Raw genomic sequence first — 18,941 nt, 5'->3', positions numbered from 1 at the left:
AGCGTTCCCGAGAGGCAATGTCATGGCACCGTTCCACCCTGACCGTTCCGCCCTCGTCTCGCGGCTGCGCGCCGCCGGCTGCGTCTACGCCGAGGACGAGGCGGACCTGCTCATCGCCGCCGTCGACTCGTCCGACGCGCTGAGCGTGCTGACCGACCGTCGGGTCGGCGGCGAACCGCTGGAGTACGTCCTCGGCTGGGCCGAGTTCTGCGGACTGCGGGTCGCCGTCGCGCCCGGCGTGTTCGTGCCCCGCGCGCGGACCGCCCTGCTGGTGGAGGCCGCCGTGTCGGTCGCCGGCCCGGCGCCCGCGGTGGCCGACCTGTGCTGCGGGTCGGGCGCGACCACCCTCGCGCTCGCCGTCCGGCTCGCCCCGCGCTGGCTGGCCGCCGTCGACCTGGACGCGGCCGCGGTGGCCTGCGCCCGGCGCAACCTCGCCGGCCGGGACGTCCCGGTCCTCCAGGGCGACCTGTACGACCCGCTGCCGCCCGCCCGGCGGGGCCGGCTCGACCTGGTGGTGGCCAACGCCCCGTACGTCCCCACGGAGGCGGTGGCGCTGATGCCGGCCGAGGCGCGGCTGCACGAGGCGCCGGTGGCGCTCGACGGCGGGGCCGACGGGCTGGCCGTGCTGCGCCGGGTGGCGGCCGGGGCGGTGGACTGGCTGGCCCCCGGCGGTCACCTGGTGGTCGAGGTGAGCGACGGTCAGGCCGACGCGCTCTGTGCCGCGATGACCGGGCTGGGTCTGGCGCCGCGGGTGCTGCGCGAACCGGAGTGGGACGCCACCGCCGTCGCCGCCCGCCGGCCCGGCTGACCGTCGCCGCCGGGTCCGGTCGGTTCGGGTCCTTCGGGCGTGGCGGGGCCCGGGAGCGGGAACTAGCCTCGCATCAGGCTCGCAGGCGGGAGGCGGCGGGAGATGGACAGCGTGGACGTGCCGGTGGTGGTCGGCATCGACAACGGCGGGACCAGCAACAACGCCACCGTCCTCACCCTCGACGGGCGGTTCCTGGTCGACGGGCTGCTGGAGATCCCCAGCGAGGTGGAGGTTGGCCCGGAGGCGGCGATCGAGGCGATGGCCCGCGCGCTGGACGGGGTGCTCGCCCACACCGGCGTGCCGCGTGCGCTGGTGCGGGCGGTGGGGCTGGACACCCCGGGGCCGGCCAGCGCCGACGGGGTGATCTCGTCGCGGGGGTCGACGAACTTCGCCCAGCCCGCCTGGCACGGGTTCGACGTGCGGGGCGCGTTGCAGCGGCGGCTGGGCCTGCCGGTGGTGTACCACAACGACGGCAACGCGGCGGCGCTCTACGCCCACCACGTCCACTTCGGCGCCGACGCGACGGCCCGTTCCTCGGTGTCGGCGATCGTCGGCACCGGGCTGGGCGGGGGAGTGGTGGTGGACGGCCGGGTGCTCACCGGGGCGGCGGGGATGGCCGGCGAGTTCGGGCACGTGCACATTCCGCTGACCGGGCTGCTCGCCCCGGGGCAGCCGGTCCCGACCTGCGCCTGCGGGTTCGTCGGGGACGCGGAGAGCGTCGCCTCGCTGACCGCGATCCGGCGCAACCTGCTGCCGTACTGGCTGACCCGGTACCCGGGCCATCCGCTCGCGGCGGAGCCGGCCGACCGGGCCGCGAAGCTGCTGCGGGGGTACGCCGAGCGGGGTGACGCGCTGGCCCGGGAGGTCTTCGCCCAGCAGGCGGTCGCGCTCGGGCGGCTCTTCACCATCGCGGCCAACCTCACCGACCCGCACGCCTACTTCGTGGGCGGCGGCGTGGTGGAGGCGGCGCCGGAGTTCCGGGACCGGTTCCTGGCGACCGTACGCGAGCACACGGTGCTCCGCGCGGAGCAGGCGGCGGTCGCGACCTTCGCCCTGGTCCCCGACCGCGACATGGCCGGTGCGCGGGGCGTCGCCATCGCCGCCCTGACCGCCCTGCGACCCGCCACCCGCGCCCCCGCCCCCCTGTCGGGTTGATCAGGAGGTTCGCGTCCCGGACCGGGCCGTCCGGGGACGCGAACCTCCTGACCGGTCCCGTGGACCGGTGGGGCGGGTCAGCGGCGGGGCGGGGCGGCGGCGAAGGCGGTCCAGGCGGCCGGTGGGAAGAGCAGGACCGGGCCGGCGGGGTCCTTGGAGTCGCGGACGGCCACCACCTCCGGCACGGTGGCCAGCTCCACGCAGGCCCCCTCGTCGCCGCTGTGGCTGCTCTTGCGCCACGCGGCCGTGGCCAACGCCGCGCTGATCGTCGGTGTCATCTCCTACCGTCCCTTCAGAAGTTGCACGAGCTGGTCGCGGCTGTCCGCCGGGCTGAGCGCGACGGTCCGCAGGTGTTCCATGATCTTGGTGCAGGTACGCAGGTCACCCGGGCGGTCGAGGACCATCTGTCCGGCGACCGTCTCCACCGAGGCGATCAGCGGATCCTCCGGGTCGGCGAACTCCAGGATGTGCAGCGAGCCGCGGGTGCCCCGGTGGTAGCCCGCCGCCAGGGGGATCACCTGCACGGTCACGTTCGGCAGCTCGCCCATCTTGAGCAGGTGCCGCAGCTGCCCCTGCATCGCCGCGCGGTCGCCGACCGGGCGCAGCAGCGCGCCCTCGTCGATGATCGCGTCGAAGATGGGCGGGTCGTCGGCGGTGATCCGCTGCTGCCGGTCCAGCCGTAGCTGCACCCGCTGCTCGACCTGGTCGTCGCTGAGGGTGTGCGGCCCGCCGCGCATCACGCCCCGGATGTAGTCGGCGGTCTGGAGCAGCCCGGGCACCACCGAGGGTTCGAAGTTGGCGATGCCGGTCGCCTCCGCCTCCAGCGCGATGAAGTCGATGGTGCGCTTGTCCAGCAGGTGCGAGTACGGCACCCACCAGCCGGGTTTGCGGGTGTCCTTGGCGAGCTGCACCGCCGCCGCGATCTCGTCCGGCCCGACGCCGTAGAGGCTGAGCAGCGCGCGCACGGTGGCGGGGCTGACCAGCGTCTGCGCGTTCTCGTAGCGGGAGAGCGTGCTGCGGGTGCTGTTGATCTCGTCGGCGGCGGCCTCGAGTGTGAGGCCGGCCGCCTCCCGGTGGGTGCGCAGGGCGATGCCCAGCCGTCGCGCCCGGGCGGTCTTGGGAGCCATACGTCGATGGTGACATATGTCTTCGGGAAAGTGCGCATGAGAGAACGTCGATGAGAGTTGCATTCACGCCTGTCCACCTGTCAATCTGTGATGGCGTCCTCACCAACGGTTGTCGTGGCGACGGCGATGGTGAGCGACCGGAGGGGATGGGGCGCGTGGTGATCGGGTTTACTCCCCCGTACCCGATCGCCACGTGCCACCCCGCTCCGCCACCGTCCACCGGGGAGGGAGACGTCGGAATGAGGTCGAGCGGATGTCCTGGCGAGCGGCGATGACGCGGTTCCTGGTGGTGCTCACCGACGTCCGTCCGGTGGAGGGGGAGGTCCGCAACGAGCGCACCGCCCCCGAGCGGCGCCGCCAGGTGGTCGGCGCCAGCAGCCGGGAGGCCGCCGACCGGATCGCCGGCGCGTTCATGGCCCTGGGCATGGTCCGCGCCGGCCGGCAACGGGTGAAGGTGATCGCGGTCGGCCGCGGTCGGCACACCTGCCCGGACAGGTAGGTCACGCACCGTATCGGTGCGGGTGACCGTTTGCGAGGGAGGCTCAGCTCCTCCCGGGTATCACCATCGGCCCGCCGCCACCCACAGTAAGGTCAACCGGGTGAGCGCGCCGCAGGCGGCTCCGCAGTCGCGTACCGAGAGGTGACCCAGTGACCACCCCAGGCAAGACCCGCGTGGCGATCGTATTCGGCGGCCGCAGCCCCGAGCACGGCATCTCCTGCGTCAGTGCCGGCAGCGTGCTCGCCGCGCTCGACCCGGACGAGTTCGAGGTGGTGCCGGTGGGCATCACCCGCCAGGGGCAGTGGGTGCTGGCCAGCGGTGACCCGAGTCAGCTCGCCATCGCCGACCGGAAGCTGCCGGAGATCACCGCCGGCTCCGGCGCCGAGCTGGTCCTGCGCGCCGACCCCACCGCCGGTGGCCTGATGGTGCTCGACCCCGCCGAGGGCCCGCGCGCGCTCGCCGACGTCGACGTGGTCTTCCCGGTGCTGCACGGCGCGTACGGCGAGGACGGCACCATCCAGGGCATGCTGGAGATGGCCGACATCCCGTACGTCGGGGCGAACGTCTTCGCCTCCGCCGCCGCGATGGACAAGGAGTTCACCAAGAAACTCTGCGCCGTCGAGGGCATCCCGGTCGGGCCGTACGCGGTGCTGCGCAACGGGATGACGCTCAGCGAGGAGGACAAGGAGCGCCTCGGCCTGCCGGTCTTCGTCAAGCCGTCCCGGGCCGGCTCGTCCTTCGGCATCACCAAGGTCGACGACTGGTCCCGGCTCGACGCCGCGGTCGCGACCGCCCGGGAGATCGACACCAAGGTGCTGGTCGAGGGCGCGATCGTCGGCCGGGAGATCGAGTGCGGCGTGCTGGAGGGCGAGGCCGGCGGCGCCCCCGAGGCGTCCGTGCTGGCCGAGGTCCGGGTCGTCTCCGGCCACGACTGGTACGACTTCGAGGCCAAGTACATCGACGACTCCTGCGAGTACGACATCCCGGCCACCCTGCCCGAGCAGGTCACCCGCCGGGTGCAGGAGTACGCCACCCGGGCCTTCACCGCGCTGGACTGCTCCGGGCTGGCCCGGGTCGACTTCTTCGTCACGCCCGGGCTGGACGTCTACCTCAACGAGATCAACACGATGCCGGGCTTCACCCCGACCTCGATGTTCCCCCGGATGTGGGCGGCCTCCGGCCTGGAGTACCCGAAGCTGGTCAACCGCCTGATCCGCACCGCCCTGCACCGCGACACCGGCCCCCGCTGACCCACCCCGCCCCACCACCCCCGGGCCGCACCCCACGCCACGCCACGCCGCCCCGCGTCGCGCCGCGCCCACGCCGCGCCGCGCCGCGCTCAGGATCCGCACACTTTCGCGGAAAGAGTGGCCATTCCGCGCCGGATAGCCACTCTTTCCGTGAAAGTGCGACCGTCTCGGCGCCCGTCAGCGCGGCGGGGGCCGGCGGACGGCGGTACGGCGGGCGGAGCGCGGCGAGACGGGCGGGCGGCGGGCGGGCGGCGGGCGGGGCGGCAGGCGGGGCGGCGGGGCGACGCGGGTGGCAGTGAACGAGCGCCCCCGCAGCGGAGTGCTGCGGGGGCCGGGACGACGGCTACGAGGGTGGAGGTCAGGCTCGGCAGCCGGCCGGGACCGCGCCGCCCGACGGCACCGAGGCGACGATCGTGTCGGAGATCGGGGTGACCCACTGCAACGGCTGCTCGTACGACAGCGGCACGGTGACCGTGACGGCGGTCTCCCGGTCGACGGTGGTGAGCACCGTGGCGTCGGACTTCTGCTCGGCGAACCAGCAGACCTTGTTGACCGTCCAGACGTCGGCGGTCGCGTCCACGGTCGGCTCGGCGCCGCCGCAGGCCACGGTCAGCGCCGGGTCGCCGTACGCGGCGTTCTGCTCCGGCCCGGCGGTGACCGGCCGCTGCCTCAGCTCACGCACGGAGTCGGGCAGCTGCGACACCAGCGCTCGACAGACGACGGCCGGGCGGGCGTCGAGCGCCGGGGCGGCCATCTCGACCGGGGTCGTGGCCTGCGCCCGCGCGGTCGTCGCGGTGGGGCTGGGCTCGGCGGCCGGAGTGTCCGGCGCCAGCCTGGCGAAGGTGATCCCGGCGACCGCCACGGTCACCGGCAACGCGACCAGGGTGGCGATCAGCGCCGCCTTGCGGGTCGCCGGATCCTTGGGTCGCCCGGAGCCCTTCGCGGGCTGCTCGCGGTCGACCTCGGGAGCAGAGGTGGAAGTGATCTCGTCCACTTACAGGCGCACCACCGAACACGTGAGGGTGCGGGTGATGCCGGGCACCATCTGCACCTTGCTGACGATCAGTTTGCCGAGCTCGTCGACGGTGTTCGCCTCGGTGAGCACCACCACGTCGTAGGGCCCGGTGACGGCGTCGACCCGGACCACGCCGGCGAGGTCCGCGATCAGACCGGCCACGTCACGCGCCCGGCCGACCTCCGTCTGGATGAGGATGTACGCCTGTACCACGACTCGACCTCCGTCCGTCGCCGCCCGTGGGCGGCCCGAAGGGTGAAACTACCTTACGGAGCAGGGGTGATCCCTATCGGTGGCCGCCTGGACGCGGTGAGCGAGCACACGTGGTGGCGGGACGGCAGGGGACGGGCATGGACGAGCGCGACGAGGGGACGGCATGACGGTCGCGGGTGTGGGCGAGTTCGGACTGATCGACCGGGTGACGGCCCGCCTGACGCACGGGCAGAGCTGCCTGCTCGGCCCGGGTGACGACGGGGCGGTGGTCGCGGCGCCGGACCGACGGGTGGTGGCCTCGACGGACGTGCTGGTCGAGGGGAGGCACTTCCGCCGGGACTGGTCCGGCGCGGTCGACGTCGGACACCGGGCGGCGGCGGCGAACCTGGCCGACATCGCCGCGATGGGGGCCACCCCCACCGCGCTGCTGGTGGCCCTCTGCATGCCGGCGGACCTGGACACCGCCTGGGCCGAGGGGCTGGCCGACGGTCTGGGCGCGGAGGCGGCCCTGGTGGGGGCGAGCGTGGTCGGCGGGGACATGTCGGCCAGCCCCACCCTGACCATCGCCGTCACCGCGCTGGGGGACCTCGGTGGGCGTGCCCCGGTGGTCCGCTCCGGCGCCCGGCCGGGGGACGTGGTCGCGCTGGCCGGGCGGACCGGTTGGGCCGCTGCCGGGCTGACCGTGCTCTCCCGCGGGTTCCGCACGCCCCGGCTGCTGGTCGAGGCGTACCGGCGGCCGGAGGTGCCGTACGCGGCGGGGCCGCACGCCGCCCGGCTCGGCGCCACCGCCATGATCGACGTCTCGGACGGGCTGCTGGCCGATCTCGGTCACGTGGCGAAGGCCAGCGGGGTCGGCGTCGACGTGCACCGGGACGCCTTCGAGGTGCCCCGGCAGATGCGCGACGCCGCGCAGGCGCTCGGCGTCGACCCGTACTCGTGGATCCTCGCCGGTGGCGACGACCACGCGCTGGCGGCGACGTTCCCCCGGTCGGTGGCCCTGCCGGCGGAGTGGCGGCCGATCGGCCGGGTGGTCGAGGGTGCGGGTGTGACGGTCGACGGGGCCGCGTACGACGGCCCGGCCGGCTGGGACCACTTCCGGTAACGGCCCACCCCGGTCGTACCCTTTACCGGTGAGTGAGATCGAGATCCACGCGTCGGCCTTCGACTCGCCGGTGGCGCAGGCGCTGATCCGCGCGGCCCTGGCCGATCTCGGCCAGCGGTACGGCGGCAGCGGCGACGAGACCCCGGTCGACGCCGCCGAGTTCGTGCCGCCGCACGGTGTGTTCCTCGTCGCGCACCTCGACGGCGAGCCGGTCGGGTGCGGCGGCTGGCGCAGCCACGACGACGACACGGCCGAGCTGAAGCGGATGTACACCGCTCCGGCGGCCCGGGGGCGGGGCGTGGCCCGCGCGGTGCTGGCCGCCGTCGAGCGGTCCGCCCGGGACCACGGCCGCAAGCGGATCATCCTGGAGTGCGGCGACCGGCAGCCCGAGGCGATCGCCATGTACACCTCGGCCGGGTACGAGTCGATCCCCAACTTCGGCTTCTACGCCGACGAGCCGGGCTGCCTCTCCTTCGGCCGGGTCCTCTGACGGTCCACCGGACCCCGGCCCGACCGTCCGCCGGGCCGATTCCGGCCCGGCCCGCCCACCACCGGACGCCGGCCCGGCCCGCCGCCGGCGGACCTTCGGCCTGCCCTCCGCCGCCGGCTCCGGCCCGGCCACCACCGGATCCCGGCCGGGCCCGCCCCCGGCTGCCACCGTGGCGGGAGCGGCTCAGCCGACGCTGATCCGGACCAGTCCGGCGGCGTGCCGGGCGGTCCGCGTCGCCTCGGCCGGGTCGGCGCCCCAGGTGAGCACGTGACCGCTGCGCCGGGTGGAGGAGACCACCTCGCCGACGGTGTCGCCGACCCGCACGTCCAGCTCGACGGAGAGCACCCCGGGGGCGCGCAGCGCGTCGCGTACCCCGTCGATCGCGGTCACCGTGCCGGGCGGGGCGAGCAGGAACTCCACCGCCGCCGCGCCGGAGGGCCGGGCCGGCAGCGCCGGTCGCCCGCCGCGGAGCAGGTCCAGGTACGCGCCGATGAACCCGCACTCGTACGCCGCCGCGAGCAGCGCGGTGATCATGTCCCCGGGGAGCCGGGCGGCGCACTCCACCAGGGTCGGCGTCCCGTCGGCGACGATCCACTCGCTGTGCAGCACCCCGGTGCGGAAGCCGGCCGCCGCGGCGAGCCGGGTGGACACGGTCACCAGTTCCGCCTGTTGCGCGAGGGGCAGCGCGGAGGGCACGGTGTGCCCGGTCTCGACCGGGCAGCGGCCGGGCAGGACCCGCTTGTCGGTGACGTTGGCGAAGCGCACCTCGCCGTCGGCCACCAGCAGCTCGACGCTGTACTCCGGGCCGACCAGGGTCTGCTCGACCAGCACCTGGCTGGGCATGCCCCGGTCGGTGGCCTCGGGGGACTCCTCCGGTGCGGCGGTCGCCGCCCAGGCCGGCCCGATCTGCTCCCGGTCGGTGATGAGCTGTACGCCCAGGCTGCCCGCGCGGCGGGTCGGCTTGAGCACGCACCGTCCGCCGAAGCGGTCGGCGAAGACTGCCGCCTCCCGCGGGTCGGTGACCAGCGCGTACGCCGGATTCGCCAGCCCCGCCGCAGCGGCGGTCCGGCGAATCCGGTGCTTGTCGGTGAAGACCTCGGCGGCCTGTGGGCCGGCGCCGGGCAGGCCGAGCCGGTCGGCGAGCCGGGCCACGGCGGTCACGGCGTACTCGGTGCCGGGCACGACCAGCCGGGCGTCGGCCAGGCCCGGCTCTCGGGCGAGCAGCGCGTCGACGTCGAGCCCGGTCTGGTACTGGACGGCGAGCGCGCGGGAGATGACGGGCAACCCGGCCACGAGCCGGTCGCCGCCGCGCCGCCGGATCACGTCCGGCTCCTCGACGAGCACCACGCTGGACGGCGGGAGCTGCTCGTCGAGCCAGCGCAGCATGCCGACGGAGGACCCGAAGAAGATCATCTCGTCTGGGCCGAGGTCCAGGTGCACCGGTCCTCCTCCGTGGGTGGATGCAGGGGAGCCGGTGCGGACGCGCCCCGCCGGGCCGGCGGGGGAGACGGTAGTCGGGCGCCCGGGCCCGGTCGAGAGCCCCGTCGCCGACCTGTCAGAAGCGGGGCCGGCGGGTGCGGGCGTACCCGGACACGACAGCACCGGCGGACCGTCACGGCCCGCCGGTGCTGGCGAATCTTCGAGCTGGAGGCGTTACCGCGTCAGGCGCGGGTGACCTTGCCGGCCTTGATGCACGAGGTGCAGACCTTCAACTTCTTGGTGTTGCCGCCACCGGCCGGGGTACGCACCGACTGGATGTTCGGGTTCCAGCGGCGGTTGGTCCGCCGGTGCGAGTGGGACACGTTGTGGCCGAAGCCCGGCCCCTTGCCACAGACGTCGCACACGCTAGCCACGGGATACTCCTGGGATTGAAACGTTCATGAGGTCGCCGGCAGGCGCTGCCCGGGCAACCTGGCCAGGTTACCCGATGACCCCTACCCCGGACCAACCGGCCCGGCCCGCAGGCGTCGGCGTGACGGCGGTCACCGTCCGCGGCGACCACGCCCCCGTGGTGCGGACCGACGGGGGAACGGCCCCAGACTACCGCCGGCCGGTGCCCGGGCGCGACCCGGTGTCCGCCGCGCCGGGCCGCCGTCGCGCACCGACCGGGACCTCGGACACGCCGGGTGAGGACGGCCGACCCCGGCGTGTGTCGGTGCGCGACAGTAGGCTTCTGGCCGTGCTGGACACCCTCGACGCCGCCGCGGTGCGCCGCTGGTGCGCCGGTGGGCTCATCGCGCTCCGGCACCACCAGGGCGAGATCGACGGGCTGAACGTCTACCCGGTCCCGGACGGCGACACCGGCACCAACATGGTGCTCACCCTCACCTCGGCCCAGCAGGCCCTCGCGATGGACCTGGACACCCTGCCGGAGGACGGGCACACCCCGCACGGCCACGCGCTGCGGCTGATGGCCCGCGGGGCGCTGCTCGGCGCGCGGGGCAACTCCGGGGTGATCCTGTCGCAGATCCTGCGCGGCTTCGCCGACGCGCTCGCCGACGTCTCACCCGTCGGCGGCCGTGAGCTGGCCCGCGCGCTGCGCCACGCCGCCGCCGCGGCGTACGCGGCCGTCGCCCGGCCGGTGGAGGGCACCCTGCTCAGCGTGGTCGCCGCCGCCGCGACCGCCGCCGAGCAGGCCGACACCGACGACCTGCGCACGGTCGTGCGGGCGGCGGCCGGGGAGGCGGCGCGCGCCCTGGCCCGCACCCCGGAGCAGTTGCCCGCGCTGGCCCGGGCCGGGGTCGTCGACGCCGGCGGCCGGGGGCTCTGCCTGCTGCTCGACGCGCTGGTCGAGGTGGTCACCGGGGAGAGCCCACCCCGGCCGGCGCCGGTGGCCCGCGCGGTCCGCCCGCCGCTGACCGCCGTGCGCGAGACCGGCTCCGAGGAGTACGCCTACGAGGTGCAGTTCCTCCTCGACGCCGACCACGAGGCGGTGTCCCGGCTGCGGGACATCCTGGACACGCTCGGGGACTCCCTCGTGATCGTCGGCGACGGGGGTGAGCCGCACGGCACCTGGAACGTGCACGTGCACGTCAACGACGTCGGCGCGGCGATCGAGGCCGGGGTGGTCGCCGGCCGGCCGTACCGGATCTCGGTGACCCGCTTCGCCGACCAGACGGCGCCGGCCCCGCACCCCGGGCCCGCCACCGACGGCCGGGCGGCCGTGGTGGTCGCGGCCGGCGCGGGCATCGCGGAGCTCTTCGCCGGTGAGGGCGCGACGGTGGTGCCGGGCAACCCGTCCACCCGGGAGCTGCTGGACGCCGTCCGGGCCACCGCCGCGGCCCGGGTGGTGGTGCTCCCCAACGACCCGAACACGCAGGCCGTGGCGAGTGCCGCCGCGAAGGAGGCGCACGCCCTCGGCGTCAAGGTCAGCGTCGTGCCGACCCGCTCGCCGGTGCAGGCGCTCGCCGCGCTCGCCGTCCGCGACCCGAAGCGGCGCTTCGAGGACGACGTCATCGCGATGGCCGAGGCCGCCGGCGCCTGCCGGTACGCCGAGGTCTGCCGGGCCAGCCGGGAGGCGCTGACCGTCGCCGGTCCGTGCCGCCCCGGTGACGTGCTCGCCCTGGTCGAGGGCGAGGTGCACCTGATCGGCGCCGACCTGGTCGACACCTGCGTCGCCGTGGTCGACCGGATGCTCGGCGGCGGTGGCGAACTGGTCACGCTGCTCACCGGCGAGGACGCCCCGGACGGCCTCGCCGAGGCGGTCCGAGCCCATGTCGTCCGGCGCTGGCCCTTCGTCGAGGTGCAGGCGTACCCGGGTGGGCAGCCGCACTATCCGCTGCTGGTGGGGGTCGAATGACGAGCGAGCCGTCGACGGTGGACACGCCGCTGAAGAAGCTGGTCGGGGAGCGGACGGCCAAGGCCCTGGCCGGCCACCTCGACCTGCACACCGCCGGTGACCTGGTCTACCACTTCCCCCGCCGGTACGACGAGCGCGGCGAGCACACCGACATCCGCTCGCTCGACGTGGGCGAGCAGGTGACCGTGCTGGCCCAGGTGCAGCGCACCGCGGTCCGGCCGATGCGGCAGCGGCGGGGCAACCTGCTGGAGGTGACCGTCGGTGACGGCTCCGGCGGTGTGCTGACGTGCACCTTCTTCGGCAACCAGGCCTGGCGGGAGCGGGAGCTGCGCCCCGGGCGCTGGGGGCTGTTCGCCGGCAAGGTCACCGAGTTCCGGGGCAAGCGGCAGCTCAACGGCCCGGAGTACGTCCTGCTCGGCGAGGGTGGCGACGGCGAGGCGGCGGCCAACGAGGAGGTCGAGGAGTTCGCCGGCGCGCTGATCCCGGTCTACCCGGCCGCCGCGGCGGTGCCGACCTGGGTGATCGCCCGCTGCGTGCGGGTGGTGCTGGACACCTTCACCCCGCCGGACGACCCGCTGCCGGCCGCCGTACGGGCCAGCCGCAACCTGGTCGGCATCGGCGCCGCGCTGCGGGAGATCCACCGCCCGACCAGCAAGGAGGAGCTGTACCGGGCCCGTCGTCGGCTCAAGTGGGACGAGGCGTTCGCGGTGCAGCTCACCCTGGTGCAGCGCAAGGCGCGGGCGGCGTCCTGGCCGGCGAGGGCCCGCCCGCCGAAGCCCGGCGGGCTGCTCGACGCGTTCGACGCCCGACTGCCGTACGAGCTGACCTCCGGCCAGCGGGACGTCGGCGTCGAGATCGCCGCCGACCTGGCCACCCCGCACCCGATGCACCGGCTGCTGCAGGGCGAGGTCGGCTCCGGCAAGACCGTGGTGGCGTTGCGCGCGATGCTCCAGGTGGTCGACGCGGGCGGGCAGGCGGCGCTGCTTGCCCCGACCGAGGTGCTCGCCGCCCAGCACCACCGGGGCATGCTGGAGCTGCTCGGCCCGCTCGCGCAGGCCGGTGAGCTGGGCGCGGCCGACGACGCGACCCGGGTGGAGCTGGTCACCGGCTCGCTCGGCGCGGCCGCCCGGCGGCGGGCCCTGGCGGAGGTCGCCGAGGGGCGGGCCGGGATCGTGCTCGGCACCCACGCCCTGCTCTACGAGGGGGTGGACTTCGCCGATCTCGGCCTGGTGGTGGTCGACGAGCAGCACCGCTTCGGCGTCGAGCAGCGTGACGCGCTGCGGTCCAAGGCCGACCAGCCACCGCACGTGCTGGTGATGACGGCGACCCCGATCCCGCGCACGGTGGCGATGACCGTCTACGGCGACCTGGAGACCTCCACCCTGTCCCAGCTGCCGCAGGGGCGCTCGCCGATCGCCTCGCACGTGGTGCCGGCGGCGGAGAAGCCGGCCTTCCTGGACCGGGCCTGGCGCCGGTTGCGCGAGGAGGTGGCGGCCGGGCACCAGGCGTACGTGGTGTGTCCCCGGATCGGTGACGGCCCGGCCAGTGAGGAGGAACCGCCCCGGGAGGACGACAGCGGCCGACGGCCGCCGGTGGCGGTGACCGAGGTGGCGCCGCTGCTCGCCGAAGGGCCGCTGCACGGGCTGCGGATCGGCGTCCTGCACGGCCGGCTGCCGGCCGACGAGAAGGACGCGGTGATGCGGTCCTTCGCCGCCGGTGACCTGGACGTGCTGGTCGCCACCACGGTGGTCGAGGTCGGCGTCAACGTCCCCAACGCCACCGTGATGATCGTGCTGGACGCCGACCGGTTCGGTGTCTCCCAGCTGCACCAGCTGCGCGGCCGGGTGGGGCGGGGCGCCGCACCGGGTCTCTGCCTGCTGGTCACCGAGGCGGGCGAGGGTTCCTCGGCCCGGGAGCGTCTCGACGCGGTCGCCTCCACCACCGACGGCTTCAAGCTGGCCGAACTCGACCTCGAACAGCGCCGCGAGGGCGACGTGCTGGGCGCGACCCAGTCCGGTCGCCGTTCGCACCTGCGGCTGCTGTCGCTGCTGCGCGACACCGACCTGATCCGCGACGCCCGCGCCGAGGCCCAGGCGCTGATCGCGGAGGACCCGGAGCTGGATCGGCATCCGGCGCTGGCCGCCTCGGTCGCCGCGCTGGTCGACGAGGAGCGCGCGGAGTACCTGGAGAAGGGCTGACGCCCCTGTCCCCTGTGGAGCTTGCCCCCACGGTTCGGCGCTGCGCGCCTAGGCTCGATCGATGGCGATTCCCCTCACCCGCGGTGTGCTCCTGCTGGCCCATGGCGACGACCTCGTCCTGGAGCAGGTCGGCGGCGTCGCGGACGACACGTCCGGGGTGCCGTGCACCCGCGCGACCCGGTTCCAGATCGCGTCGATCAGCAAGCAGATGACCGCGGTGGCGGTGCTGCTCCTCGCCGAGCGGAAGGCCCTCGACCTGGCCGACCCGGTCGCCCGCTGGCTGCCGCGCACGCCCGCGCACTGGTCCGGGATCACGCTGCACCACCTGCTGACCCACACCTCCGGGATCGGGCACTGGTCGGACTACCCGATGATCGACCTGGCCGGACCGGCCGACCCGGACGACCTGCTCGCCACCTTCGCCGCCGGCGCGCCGCTGTTCGCCCCCGGCGAGGGCTGGAGCTACAGCAGCCCGGGCTACGTGCTGCTGTCCCGCGTCGTCGAGCGGGCGGCCGACCGGCCGTACGCCGCCGTCCTCGACGAGGAGGTGTTCGGGCCGCTCGGGATGACCGGCAGCTTCGCCGGCACGCCGGTGGACCGCGCCGAGGTGGCGGTGGGCCACGAGGACGGCAGGTCGGTGCCCTCCTGGGACCTCGACGTCGTCAACCAGGGCACCGGCGACGTCTGGTGCACCGGGCCGGATCTGCTCACCTGGCTCGACGTGCCGCGCCGGGGGCGACTGCTCACCGCCGACTCGGTCGCGGCGATGACCACCCGGCACGCGTTGACCCCCCGGGACGGCGAGGCGTACGGCTACGGCTGTTTCCTCGGCCCGCTGGCGGGGGAACCGGCGGTGCACCACTCCGGGTACAACCTGGGCTTCAAGTCGCTCGCGGCGTGGCTGCCGGAATCGGACCGCCGCCTGGTGCTGCTGACCAACCAGGCCGAGGTCGATCCGGCGCTGGTGCCGGTGGCTCTCGCGCCGCGCTGACCCGGCCCCGACGCCGTCCCGGCGTCCTCGCCGAGCTGGGATTGGTAGGCGTTCCCCGGCCGGCACGGGGGAGGAAGCGGCCCGCAACGGCGCCGGGGGCGCGCCGACCTCTTCGGTCGACGCGCCCCCGGCGGTCAGGCAGGTGTCGCTCAGGCGGTGAAGCGGATCCGTCGGCGTCGCGCGACGACGAAGAGCACCGCGCCGGCCGCCAGCAGGGCGAGCGCGCCCGCGGCGATGCCGCCGGCCGCCGCGCCGGTCACCGGCAGGCCGGGCTCGCCGCCGCCGGTGCCACCGTCCTCGCAGTCCTCCGGCTGCTCCCAGGCCAGCGGGCCACCGGAGTCGAGGTCACCGGTGACGGTGACGGTGAAGCCCTCGCCGGCCTTGAAGCTGACGGTGCCGGTGCGGCCCGGCTCGACGGTCAGCGTCTTGGCCTCGCCCTTGCTCGGGGTGAACGTCGAGGTCAGCGTGACGCCGTCCTCCGGGTTGGTGATCCGGAAGGTCATCTCGTCGCAGGTGGACTCGTAGCTGGCGTCCGGGACGCCGACCTCGGGCTGCTGGCAGTCCTCGGGCTTCTCCCAGCCGCCGGTGAAGTCCTTCATGCCCGGCGCGGTCACGGTGATCTCCTGCGCCTGACCCGGGCTGAGCTTGCGGGTCTCGATCTTGCGCATGGGGACGGTCACCTTCTCGGTGAAGCCGTTGCTGCCGGCGATGGTGAACTCGGCCGCCGCGTTGCCGGTGCGGTTGACCAGGGTCAGCTCGACGGTGCCCGCGCAGTCGGACTCGGCGATGACCTCGGGGACGGCGGTGCAGGTGCCGGAGCCGCCGTTGTACCAGGCCTGCGGGCCGGTGGACCGGGAGCCGATGCCCTTCTTGCTGCCGACCTTGCGGTCGCCGTAGCGGTCGCTGGTGTCGGTCAGCGGGTCGATCACGGTGCCGCCGAAGACGAAGTCGACCTGGGTGTAGCAGTTCGGCACCTCGACCTTGAAGTCCAGGGTGGCCAGGCCCAGCTCGCCCTCGCCCACGCCGGTGAACTTCTTGATCGACTTGTCGAGCACGTACTGCGGCACGGCGAACTTCGCCGACGGCGTCACGTACGAGACCAGGGCCAGCTCCTGCTCCTCGCCGGCGCAGAGCGGGCCGTTGGTCAGCGTGATCGAGGCCTTGCCCTTCGGGCCGTCGAAGGTGTGCGTGTACTTCGCGTCGTCGGCCTTGACGCAGTTCGGCGCCGGCTCCGTCGGGGTGGTCGGCGTCGCGGTCGCGGTCGGCGAGGCCGACGGTGAGGGCGAGCTGTTGGTGGCGCTCGCGGGCGCCGTGAAGGCGAGTGCCGTGGCGAGGCCGGCCAGTGCGGCGGCGGCCACGGCGAGCGGTCGCCGGGGCGACGGCTGGGGACGGATCACGCGTACTCCCGGGGTGAAGAAGCGTCAGGGTGCGGCGGGTGGGGTGGCGGCGGCTGGTCGCGGTCGCCTGCGGCGCGTCCCGCGACGGCGCCCTCCCCGGCGCCGCGCGGCCGGCGCAGCGTCGCCGGCACCCGGCCGACCCTAGTGGGATCGCCGCCCGCGTTACAGCGCTCAGGAAGGGCTAAGGATGATGTTATGAATCTGAGATCATTGATGTACCGATGGTGATCATCGCGTCACCCGGCCCGCCCGCACCGTCCCGCCCGGCCCGCCCCGGCCGTCGCGTAGCGTCATCTCCATGAGCAGGGGGAGACCGTGACCCGGATCGTGGCCGGCACGCTCGGCGGGCGGCGGATCGCCGCCCCGCCCGGCGCCGGCACCCGCCCCACCTCCGACCGGGTGCGGGAGGCGTTGTTCAGCGCGGTGCAGGCCGAGGTCGACCTCGTCGGCGCGCGCGTCGCCGACCTGTACGCCGGCTCCGGCGCCGTCGGCCTGGAGGCGCTCTCCCGGGGCGCCCGGCACGTGCTGCTGGTCGAGTCCGACCCGCGCGCCGCCCGGGTGATCCGGGAGAACGTCGCCACGCTCCGGGCCGCCCCGGCCGCCCGGCTGGTCACCGGCAAGGTGGCCGGGGTGCTCGCGGCCGGCCCCGGCGACGAGCCGTACGACGTGGTCTTCGCCGACCCGCCGTACGCGCTGCCCGACGCCGAGCTCACCGCGATGCTGGCCGCGCTGGTCGCGCACGACTGGTTGGCCCCGGACGCCCTGGTGGTGGTGGAGCGGTCCAGCCGGACCGGACCGGTCACCTGGGTGGAAGGCGTCACCGGCGAGCGCAGTCGCCGCTACGGCGAGACCACCCTTTGGTACGGTCGCCGATCATGAGACGTGCGGTGTGTCCCGGCTCGTTCGACCCGGTCACCAACGGCCACCTCGACATCATCGGACGGGCCAGCCGGCTCTTCGACGAGGTGATCGTCGGCGTGCTGGTCAACCAGTCGAAGAGCGGCCTGTTCACCGTCGAGGAGCGGATCGACATGCTCCGCGAGGTGACCTCCTCGTACGACAACGTCCGGGTCGAGTCCTTCCGGGGCCTGCTGGTCGACTTCTGCCGGGCGCAGGAGGCGAGCGTGCTGATCAAGGGCCTGCGGGCGGTCAGCGACTTCGACTACGAGCTGCAGATGGCGCAGATGAACATCGGCCTGGCCGGGGTCGAGACGCTCTTCATGCCCACCAACCCGCTCTACTCCTTCATCTCCTCGAGCCTGATCAAGGACGTGGCGAAGTGGGGTGGCGACATCTCCGCGCACGTGCCGGACCGGGTCCGCGAGGCGCTCCAGGAGCGCATCGGTCCGTCGTCGCGCGACTGAGCCGCTCCCGTCGGCCCCGGGTCGCCGCCACGCGACGCGCCGGGCCGGATGGGGCGAGGTTCGCCCGCACACGACATCATGTGTGGAGCGGGAAACCGGCCGTAGCCCGCATCATGTAGGTCGGCCGACGAACGACAGGAGTGAGGTACCGGTGGACCCGCTCGATCGCATCGACGAACTGATCGCCATGGTGGAGCAGGCCCGCTCCGTACCGATGTCGCGCAACAACTGCATGGTCGACCGGGGCGAGATGATCGCGGCCCTGGACGAGCTGCGCGTCGAGCTCCCCGCCGACCTGCGCCGGGCCGCCGCCCTCCTGGAGGAGCGGGACAAGATCATGGAGGCCGGCAAGCGGGAGGCCGACCGGATCATCAGCGAGGGTGAGGCGGAACACGCCCGGCTGGTCTCGGTGAACGAGATCACCGTCTCCGCCGAGCACGAGGGCGCCCGGATCATCGCCGAGGCCCGGGCCGAGGCGCAGCGGCTGCGCGACGAGGTCGACGACTACGTCGACACCGCGCTGGCCAACTTCGAGCAGTTCCTGACCCGGGCGCTGGCCTCGATAGAGCGCGGCCGGGACAAGATGCACGCGCTGCGCGAGATCGGCACCTTCGCCGGGGACGAGGCGGAGCGCCCGCTACCCTTCTGAGCGGCACCTCACCAGCCGACATGAGCAGGAGGGCGTCCGCCCCCGATTCGACGGTCCGGCGGTCGCCCAGGTAACCTTTTTTGTCGGCCTCTCACCGGCCGGAGTCTGACTATGCCCAAGTACTCGCCATCGAACCTGAACCCCAGGTCGCCGCTGGTCCTCGACACGAGGGACCTGCCGCGTCGGCCTGGCGCGATGCGTACGGTCAAGCGGGTCGCACCGGCACCGGCGGACCTCGGCGTGGAGTTGATCGGCGTGCCGGAGGGCGCGGACCTCGACCTCGACCTGAGGTTGGAGTCGGTGTCCGAGGGCGTGCTCGTCTCCGGGACCATCAGCGGTCCCGTCCGGGGCGAGTGCGGCCGGTGCCTGCGTGAGATCAACGACTCGATGGTCGTGAACGTCCAGGAGCTGTACGCGTACGAGGACAGCACCACGGACTCCACGACCGACGAGGACGAGGTGGGCCGGATGCAGGGCGATCTGATCGACCTGGAGCCGGCGCTGCGGGACGCGGTGGTGCTCACGCTGCCGACCAACCCGCTCTGCCGGGAGGACTGCCCAGGGTTGTGCCCCGAGTGTGGGGTGCACTGGGACGATCTGCCGGTCGACCACAGCCACCAGCAGATCGACCCGCGTTGGGCGGGCCTGTCGCAACTGAACCGTACAGAGGAGTAGGAACCGTGGCCGTCCCCAAGCGCAAGATGTCGCGCAGCAACACCCGGTCCCGCCGGGCGAACTGGAAGGCGGCCGTGGTCGCGACCGTGGCCTGCCCGCAGTGCAAGTCCGCCAAGCTGCCGCACGCCGCGTGCTCCGTGTGCGGCACGTACAACGGCCGCCAGGTCCTCGAGGTCTGAGACCTGGACGCCGAGTGACGCCCCCGACCA

At 74.3% G+C, this 18,941-nt stretch carries 21 protein-coding genes; 14 read left to right on the top strand and 7 right to left on the bottom strand.

What is annotated here, in order from left to right:
* Positions 1-22 precede the first annotated feature (22 nt).
* Positions 23-808, top strand: coding sequence for a putative protein N(5)-glutamine methyltransferase (locus ACPFP2_RS02980; protein WP_424085836.1), 786 nt, complete (start codon positions 23-25; stop codon positions 806-808).
* Positions 809-910: 102 nt separating this feature from the next.
* Positions 911-1,963 carry an ROK family protein gene (locus ACPFP2_RS02975; protein WP_424085835.1) on the top strand — a complete coding sequence of 351 codons (1,053 nt, stop codon included), beginning with the start codon at positions 911-913 and terminating at the stop codon, positions 1,961-1,963.
* Between the two features lie 77 nt (positions 1,964-2,040).
* On the opposite strand, the gene ACPFP2_RS02970 is transcribed toward ACPFP2_RS02975, so the two are convergent.
* On the bottom strand, positions 2,041-2,241 hold the full coding sequence (locus ACPFP2_RS02970; protein WP_424085833.1) for a DUF397 domain-containing protein: 201 nt from the start codon (positions 2,239-2,241) through the stop codon (positions 2,041-2,043).
* Positions 2,242-2,244: 3 nt separating this feature from the next.
* Entirely contained in the window at positions 2,245-3,090 is an 846-nt protein-coding gene (locus ACPFP2_RS02965; RefSeq protein WP_088977851.1) for a helix-turn-helix domain-containing protein, read from the bottom strand.
* A gap of 271 nt (positions 3,091-3,361) precedes the next feature.
* Between ACPFP2_RS02965 and ACPFP2_RS02960 the strand changes: the two genes are divergently transcribed.
* Both ACPFP2_RS02960 and ACPFP2_RS02955 read left to right on the top strand, forming a co-directional pair.
* Positions 3,362-3,589: a hypothetical protein gene (locus tag ACPFP2_RS02960; protein WP_424086319.1), complete on the top strand. Its 228-nt coding sequence runs from the start codon at positions 3,362-3,364 to the stop codon at positions 3,587-3,589.
* A 149-nt stretch (positions 3,590-3,738) separates the two neighbouring features.
* Positions 3,739-4,839, top strand: coding sequence for a D-alanine--D-alanine ligase family protein (locus tag ACPFP2_RS02955; protein ID WP_424085831.1), 1,101 nt, complete (start codon positions 3,739-3,741; stop codon positions 4,837-4,839).
* A gap of 358 nt (positions 4,840-5,197) precedes the next feature.
* Here ACPFP2_RS02955 and ACPFP2_RS02950 read toward each other — a convergent pair whose 3' ends face one another.
* Positions 5,198-5,833, bottom strand: a complete 636-nt coding sequence (locus ACPFP2_RS02950) for a DUF3515 family protein (protein ID WP_424085829.1) — start codon at positions 5,831-5,833, stop codon at positions 5,198-5,200.
* Positions 5,834-6,067, bottom strand: a complete 234-nt coding sequence (locus ACPFP2_RS02945) for an Lrp/AsnC ligand binding domain-containing protein (protein WP_013284547.1) — start codon at positions 6,065-6,067, stop codon at positions 5,834-5,836.
* Between the two features lie 163 nt (positions 6,068-6,230).
* On the opposite strand from ACPFP2_RS02945, the gene ACPFP2_RS02940 reads away from it, so the two are divergent.
* Together ACPFP2_RS02940 and ACPFP2_RS02935 are read left to right on the top strand one after the other, a co-directional pair.
* A complete protein-coding gene (locus ACPFP2_RS02940) occupies positions 6,231-7,169 on the top strand; it encodes a thiamine-phosphate kinase (RefSeq protein ID WP_424085826.1) in 939 nt (312 codons plus the stop codon).
* A gap of 28 nt (positions 7,170-7,197) precedes the next feature.
* The gene (locus ACPFP2_RS02935) at positions 7,198-7,659 is read left to right on the top strand and encodes a GNAT family N-acetyltransferase (RefSeq protein WP_424085824.1); all 462 of its coding nucleotides are present in this window, start codon (positions 7,198-7,200) and stop codon (positions 7,657-7,659) included.
* Positions 7,660-7,842: 183 nt separating this feature from the next.
* Here ACPFP2_RS02935 and ACPFP2_RS02930 read toward each other — a convergent pair whose 3' ends face one another.
* On the bottom strand, positions 7,843-9,099 hold the full coding sequence (locus ACPFP2_RS02930) for an ATP-grasp domain-containing protein (protein ID WP_424085821.1): 1,257 nt from the start codon (positions 9,097-9,099) through the stop codon (positions 7,843-7,845).
* A gap of 221 nt (positions 9,100-9,320) precedes the next feature.
* Entirely contained in the window at positions 9,321-9,512 is a 192-nt protein-coding gene (rpmB, locus tag ACPFP2_RS02925; RefSeq protein ID WP_011905179.1) for a 50S ribosomal protein L28, read from the bottom strand.
* 326 nt (positions 9,513-9,838) lie between these two features.
* Between rpmB and ACPFP2_RS02920 the strand changes: the two genes are divergently transcribed.
* From ACPFP2_RS02920 to ACPFP2_RS02910, 3 genes are all read left to right on the top strand, one after another.
* On the top strand, positions 9,839-11,458 hold the full coding sequence (locus ACPFP2_RS02920) for a DAK2 domain-containing protein (protein ID WP_424085818.1): 1,620 nt from the start codon (positions 9,839-9,841) through the stop codon (positions 11,456-11,458).
* On the top strand, positions 11,455-13,656 hold the full coding sequence (recG, locus tag ACPFP2_RS02915; RefSeq protein WP_424085816.1) for an ATP-dependent DNA helicase RecG: 2,202 nt from the start codon (positions 11,455-11,457) through the stop codon (positions 13,654-13,656). The genes ACPFP2_RS02920 and recG overlap by 4 nt, the downstream gene beginning before the upstream one ends.
* Before the next feature lie 61 nt (positions 13,657-13,717).
* Positions 13,718-14,647: a serine hydrolase domain-containing protein gene (locus ACPFP2_RS02910; protein ID WP_424085814.1), complete on the top strand. Its 930-nt coding sequence runs from the start codon at positions 13,718-13,720 to the stop codon at positions 14,645-14,647.
* Between the two features lie 149 nt (positions 14,648-14,796).
* Here the strand turns inward: ACPFP2_RS02910 and ACPFP2_RS02905 are convergent, their stop codons facing one another.
* The gene (locus tag ACPFP2_RS02905) at positions 14,797-16,044 is read right to left on the bottom strand and encodes a hypothetical protein (protein ID WP_424085812.1); all 1,248 of its coding nucleotides are present in this window, start codon (positions 16,042-16,044) and stop codon (positions 14,797-14,799) included.
* A 315-nt stretch (positions 16,045-16,359) separates the two neighbouring features.
* On the opposite strand from ACPFP2_RS02905, the gene rsmD reads away from it, so the two are divergent.
* From rsmD to rpmF, 5 genes are all read left to right on the top strand, one after another.
* Positions 16,360-16,923 carry a 16S rRNA (guanine(966)-N(2))-methyltransferase RsmD gene (gene rsmD / locus ACPFP2_RS02900; RefSeq protein WP_424085810.1) on the top strand — a complete coding sequence of 188 codons (564 nt, stop codon included), beginning with the start codon at positions 16,360-16,362 and terminating at the stop codon, positions 16,921-16,923.
* On the top strand, positions 16,920-17,408 hold the full coding sequence (coaD, locus tag ACPFP2_RS02895) for a pantetheine-phosphate adenylyltransferase (protein WP_424085808.1): 489 nt from the start codon (positions 16,920-16,922) through the stop codon (positions 17,406-17,408). Before rsmD ends, coaD begins: the two co-directional genes overlap by 4 nt.
* Before the next feature lie 151 nt (positions 17,409-17,559).
* Positions 17,560-18,057 carry a hypothetical protein gene (locus ACPFP2_RS02890; protein WP_424085806.1) on the top strand — a complete coding sequence of 166 codons (498 nt, stop codon included), beginning with the start codon at positions 17,560-17,562 and terminating at the stop codon, positions 18,055-18,057.
* 111 nt (positions 18,058-18,168) lie between these two features.
* A complete protein-coding gene (locus tag ACPFP2_RS02885; protein WP_424085805.1) occupies positions 18,169-18,732 on the top strand; it encodes a YceD family protein in 564 nt (187 codons plus the stop codon).
* A gap of 5 nt (positions 18,733-18,737) precedes the next feature.
* Positions 18,738-18,911 (top strand): 50S ribosomal protein L32, encoded by a 174-nt coding sequence (rpmF, locus tag ACPFP2_RS02880; protein ID WP_088963525.1) that lies wholly within the window; start codon positions 18,738-18,740, stop codon positions 18,909-18,911.
* Positions 18,912-18,941 lie beyond the last annotated feature (30 nt).

Source organism: Micromonospora citrea (genome assembly GCF_049629545.1).
GTDB classification, from domain to species: Bacteria; Actinomycetota; Actinomycetes; order Mycobacteriales; family Micromonosporaceae; genus Micromonospora; species Micromonospora citrea_A.
Note: the sequence above shows the minus strand (reverse complement) of the source record. Positions and strands in the feature narration are given on the sequence as shown.

Bases quoted from the DNA above. Each gene is read 5' to 3' on its own strand.
- ACPFP2_RS02910 (WP_424085814.1), top strand. From the start codon at position 13,718: ATGGCGATTCCCCTCACCCGCGGTGTGCTCCTGCTGGCCCATGGCGAC.
- ACPFP2_RS02980 (WP_424085836.1), top strand. From the start codon at position 23: ATGGCACCGTTCCACCCTGACCGTTCCGCCCTCGTCTCGCGGCTGCGC.
- ACPFP2_RS02965 (WP_088977851.1), bottom strand. From the start codon at position 3,090: ATGGCTCCCAAGACCGCCCGGGCGCGACGGCTGGGCATCGCCCTGCGC.
- coaD (WP_424085808.1), top strand. From the start codon at position 16,920: ATGAGACGTGCGGTGTGTCCCGGCTCGTTCGACCCGGTCACCAACGGC.
- ACPFP2_RS02970 (WP_424085833.1), bottom strand. From the start codon at position 2,241: ATGACACCGACGATCAGCGCGGCGTTGGCCACGGCCGCGTGGCGCAAG.
- ACPFP2_RS02975 (WP_424085835.1), top strand. From the start codon at position 911: ATGGACAGCGTGGACGTGCCGGTGGTGGTCGGCATCGACAACGGCGGG.
- ACPFP2_RS02940 (WP_424085826.1), top strand. From the start codon at position 6,231: ATGACGGTCGCGGGTGTGGGCGAGTTCGGACTGATCGACCGGGTGACG.
- ACPFP2_RS02885 (WP_424085805.1), top strand. From the start codon at position 18,169: ATGCCCAAGTACTCGCCATCGAACCTGAACCCCAGGTCGCCGCTGGTC.
- ACPFP2_RS02960 (WP_424086319.1), top strand. From the start codon at position 3,362: ATGACGCGGTTCCTGGTGGTGCTCACCGACGTCCGTCCGGTGGAGGGG.
- recG (WP_424085816.1), top strand. From the start codon at position 11,455: ATGACGAGCGAGCCGTCGACGGTGGACACGCCGCTGAAGAAGCTGGTC.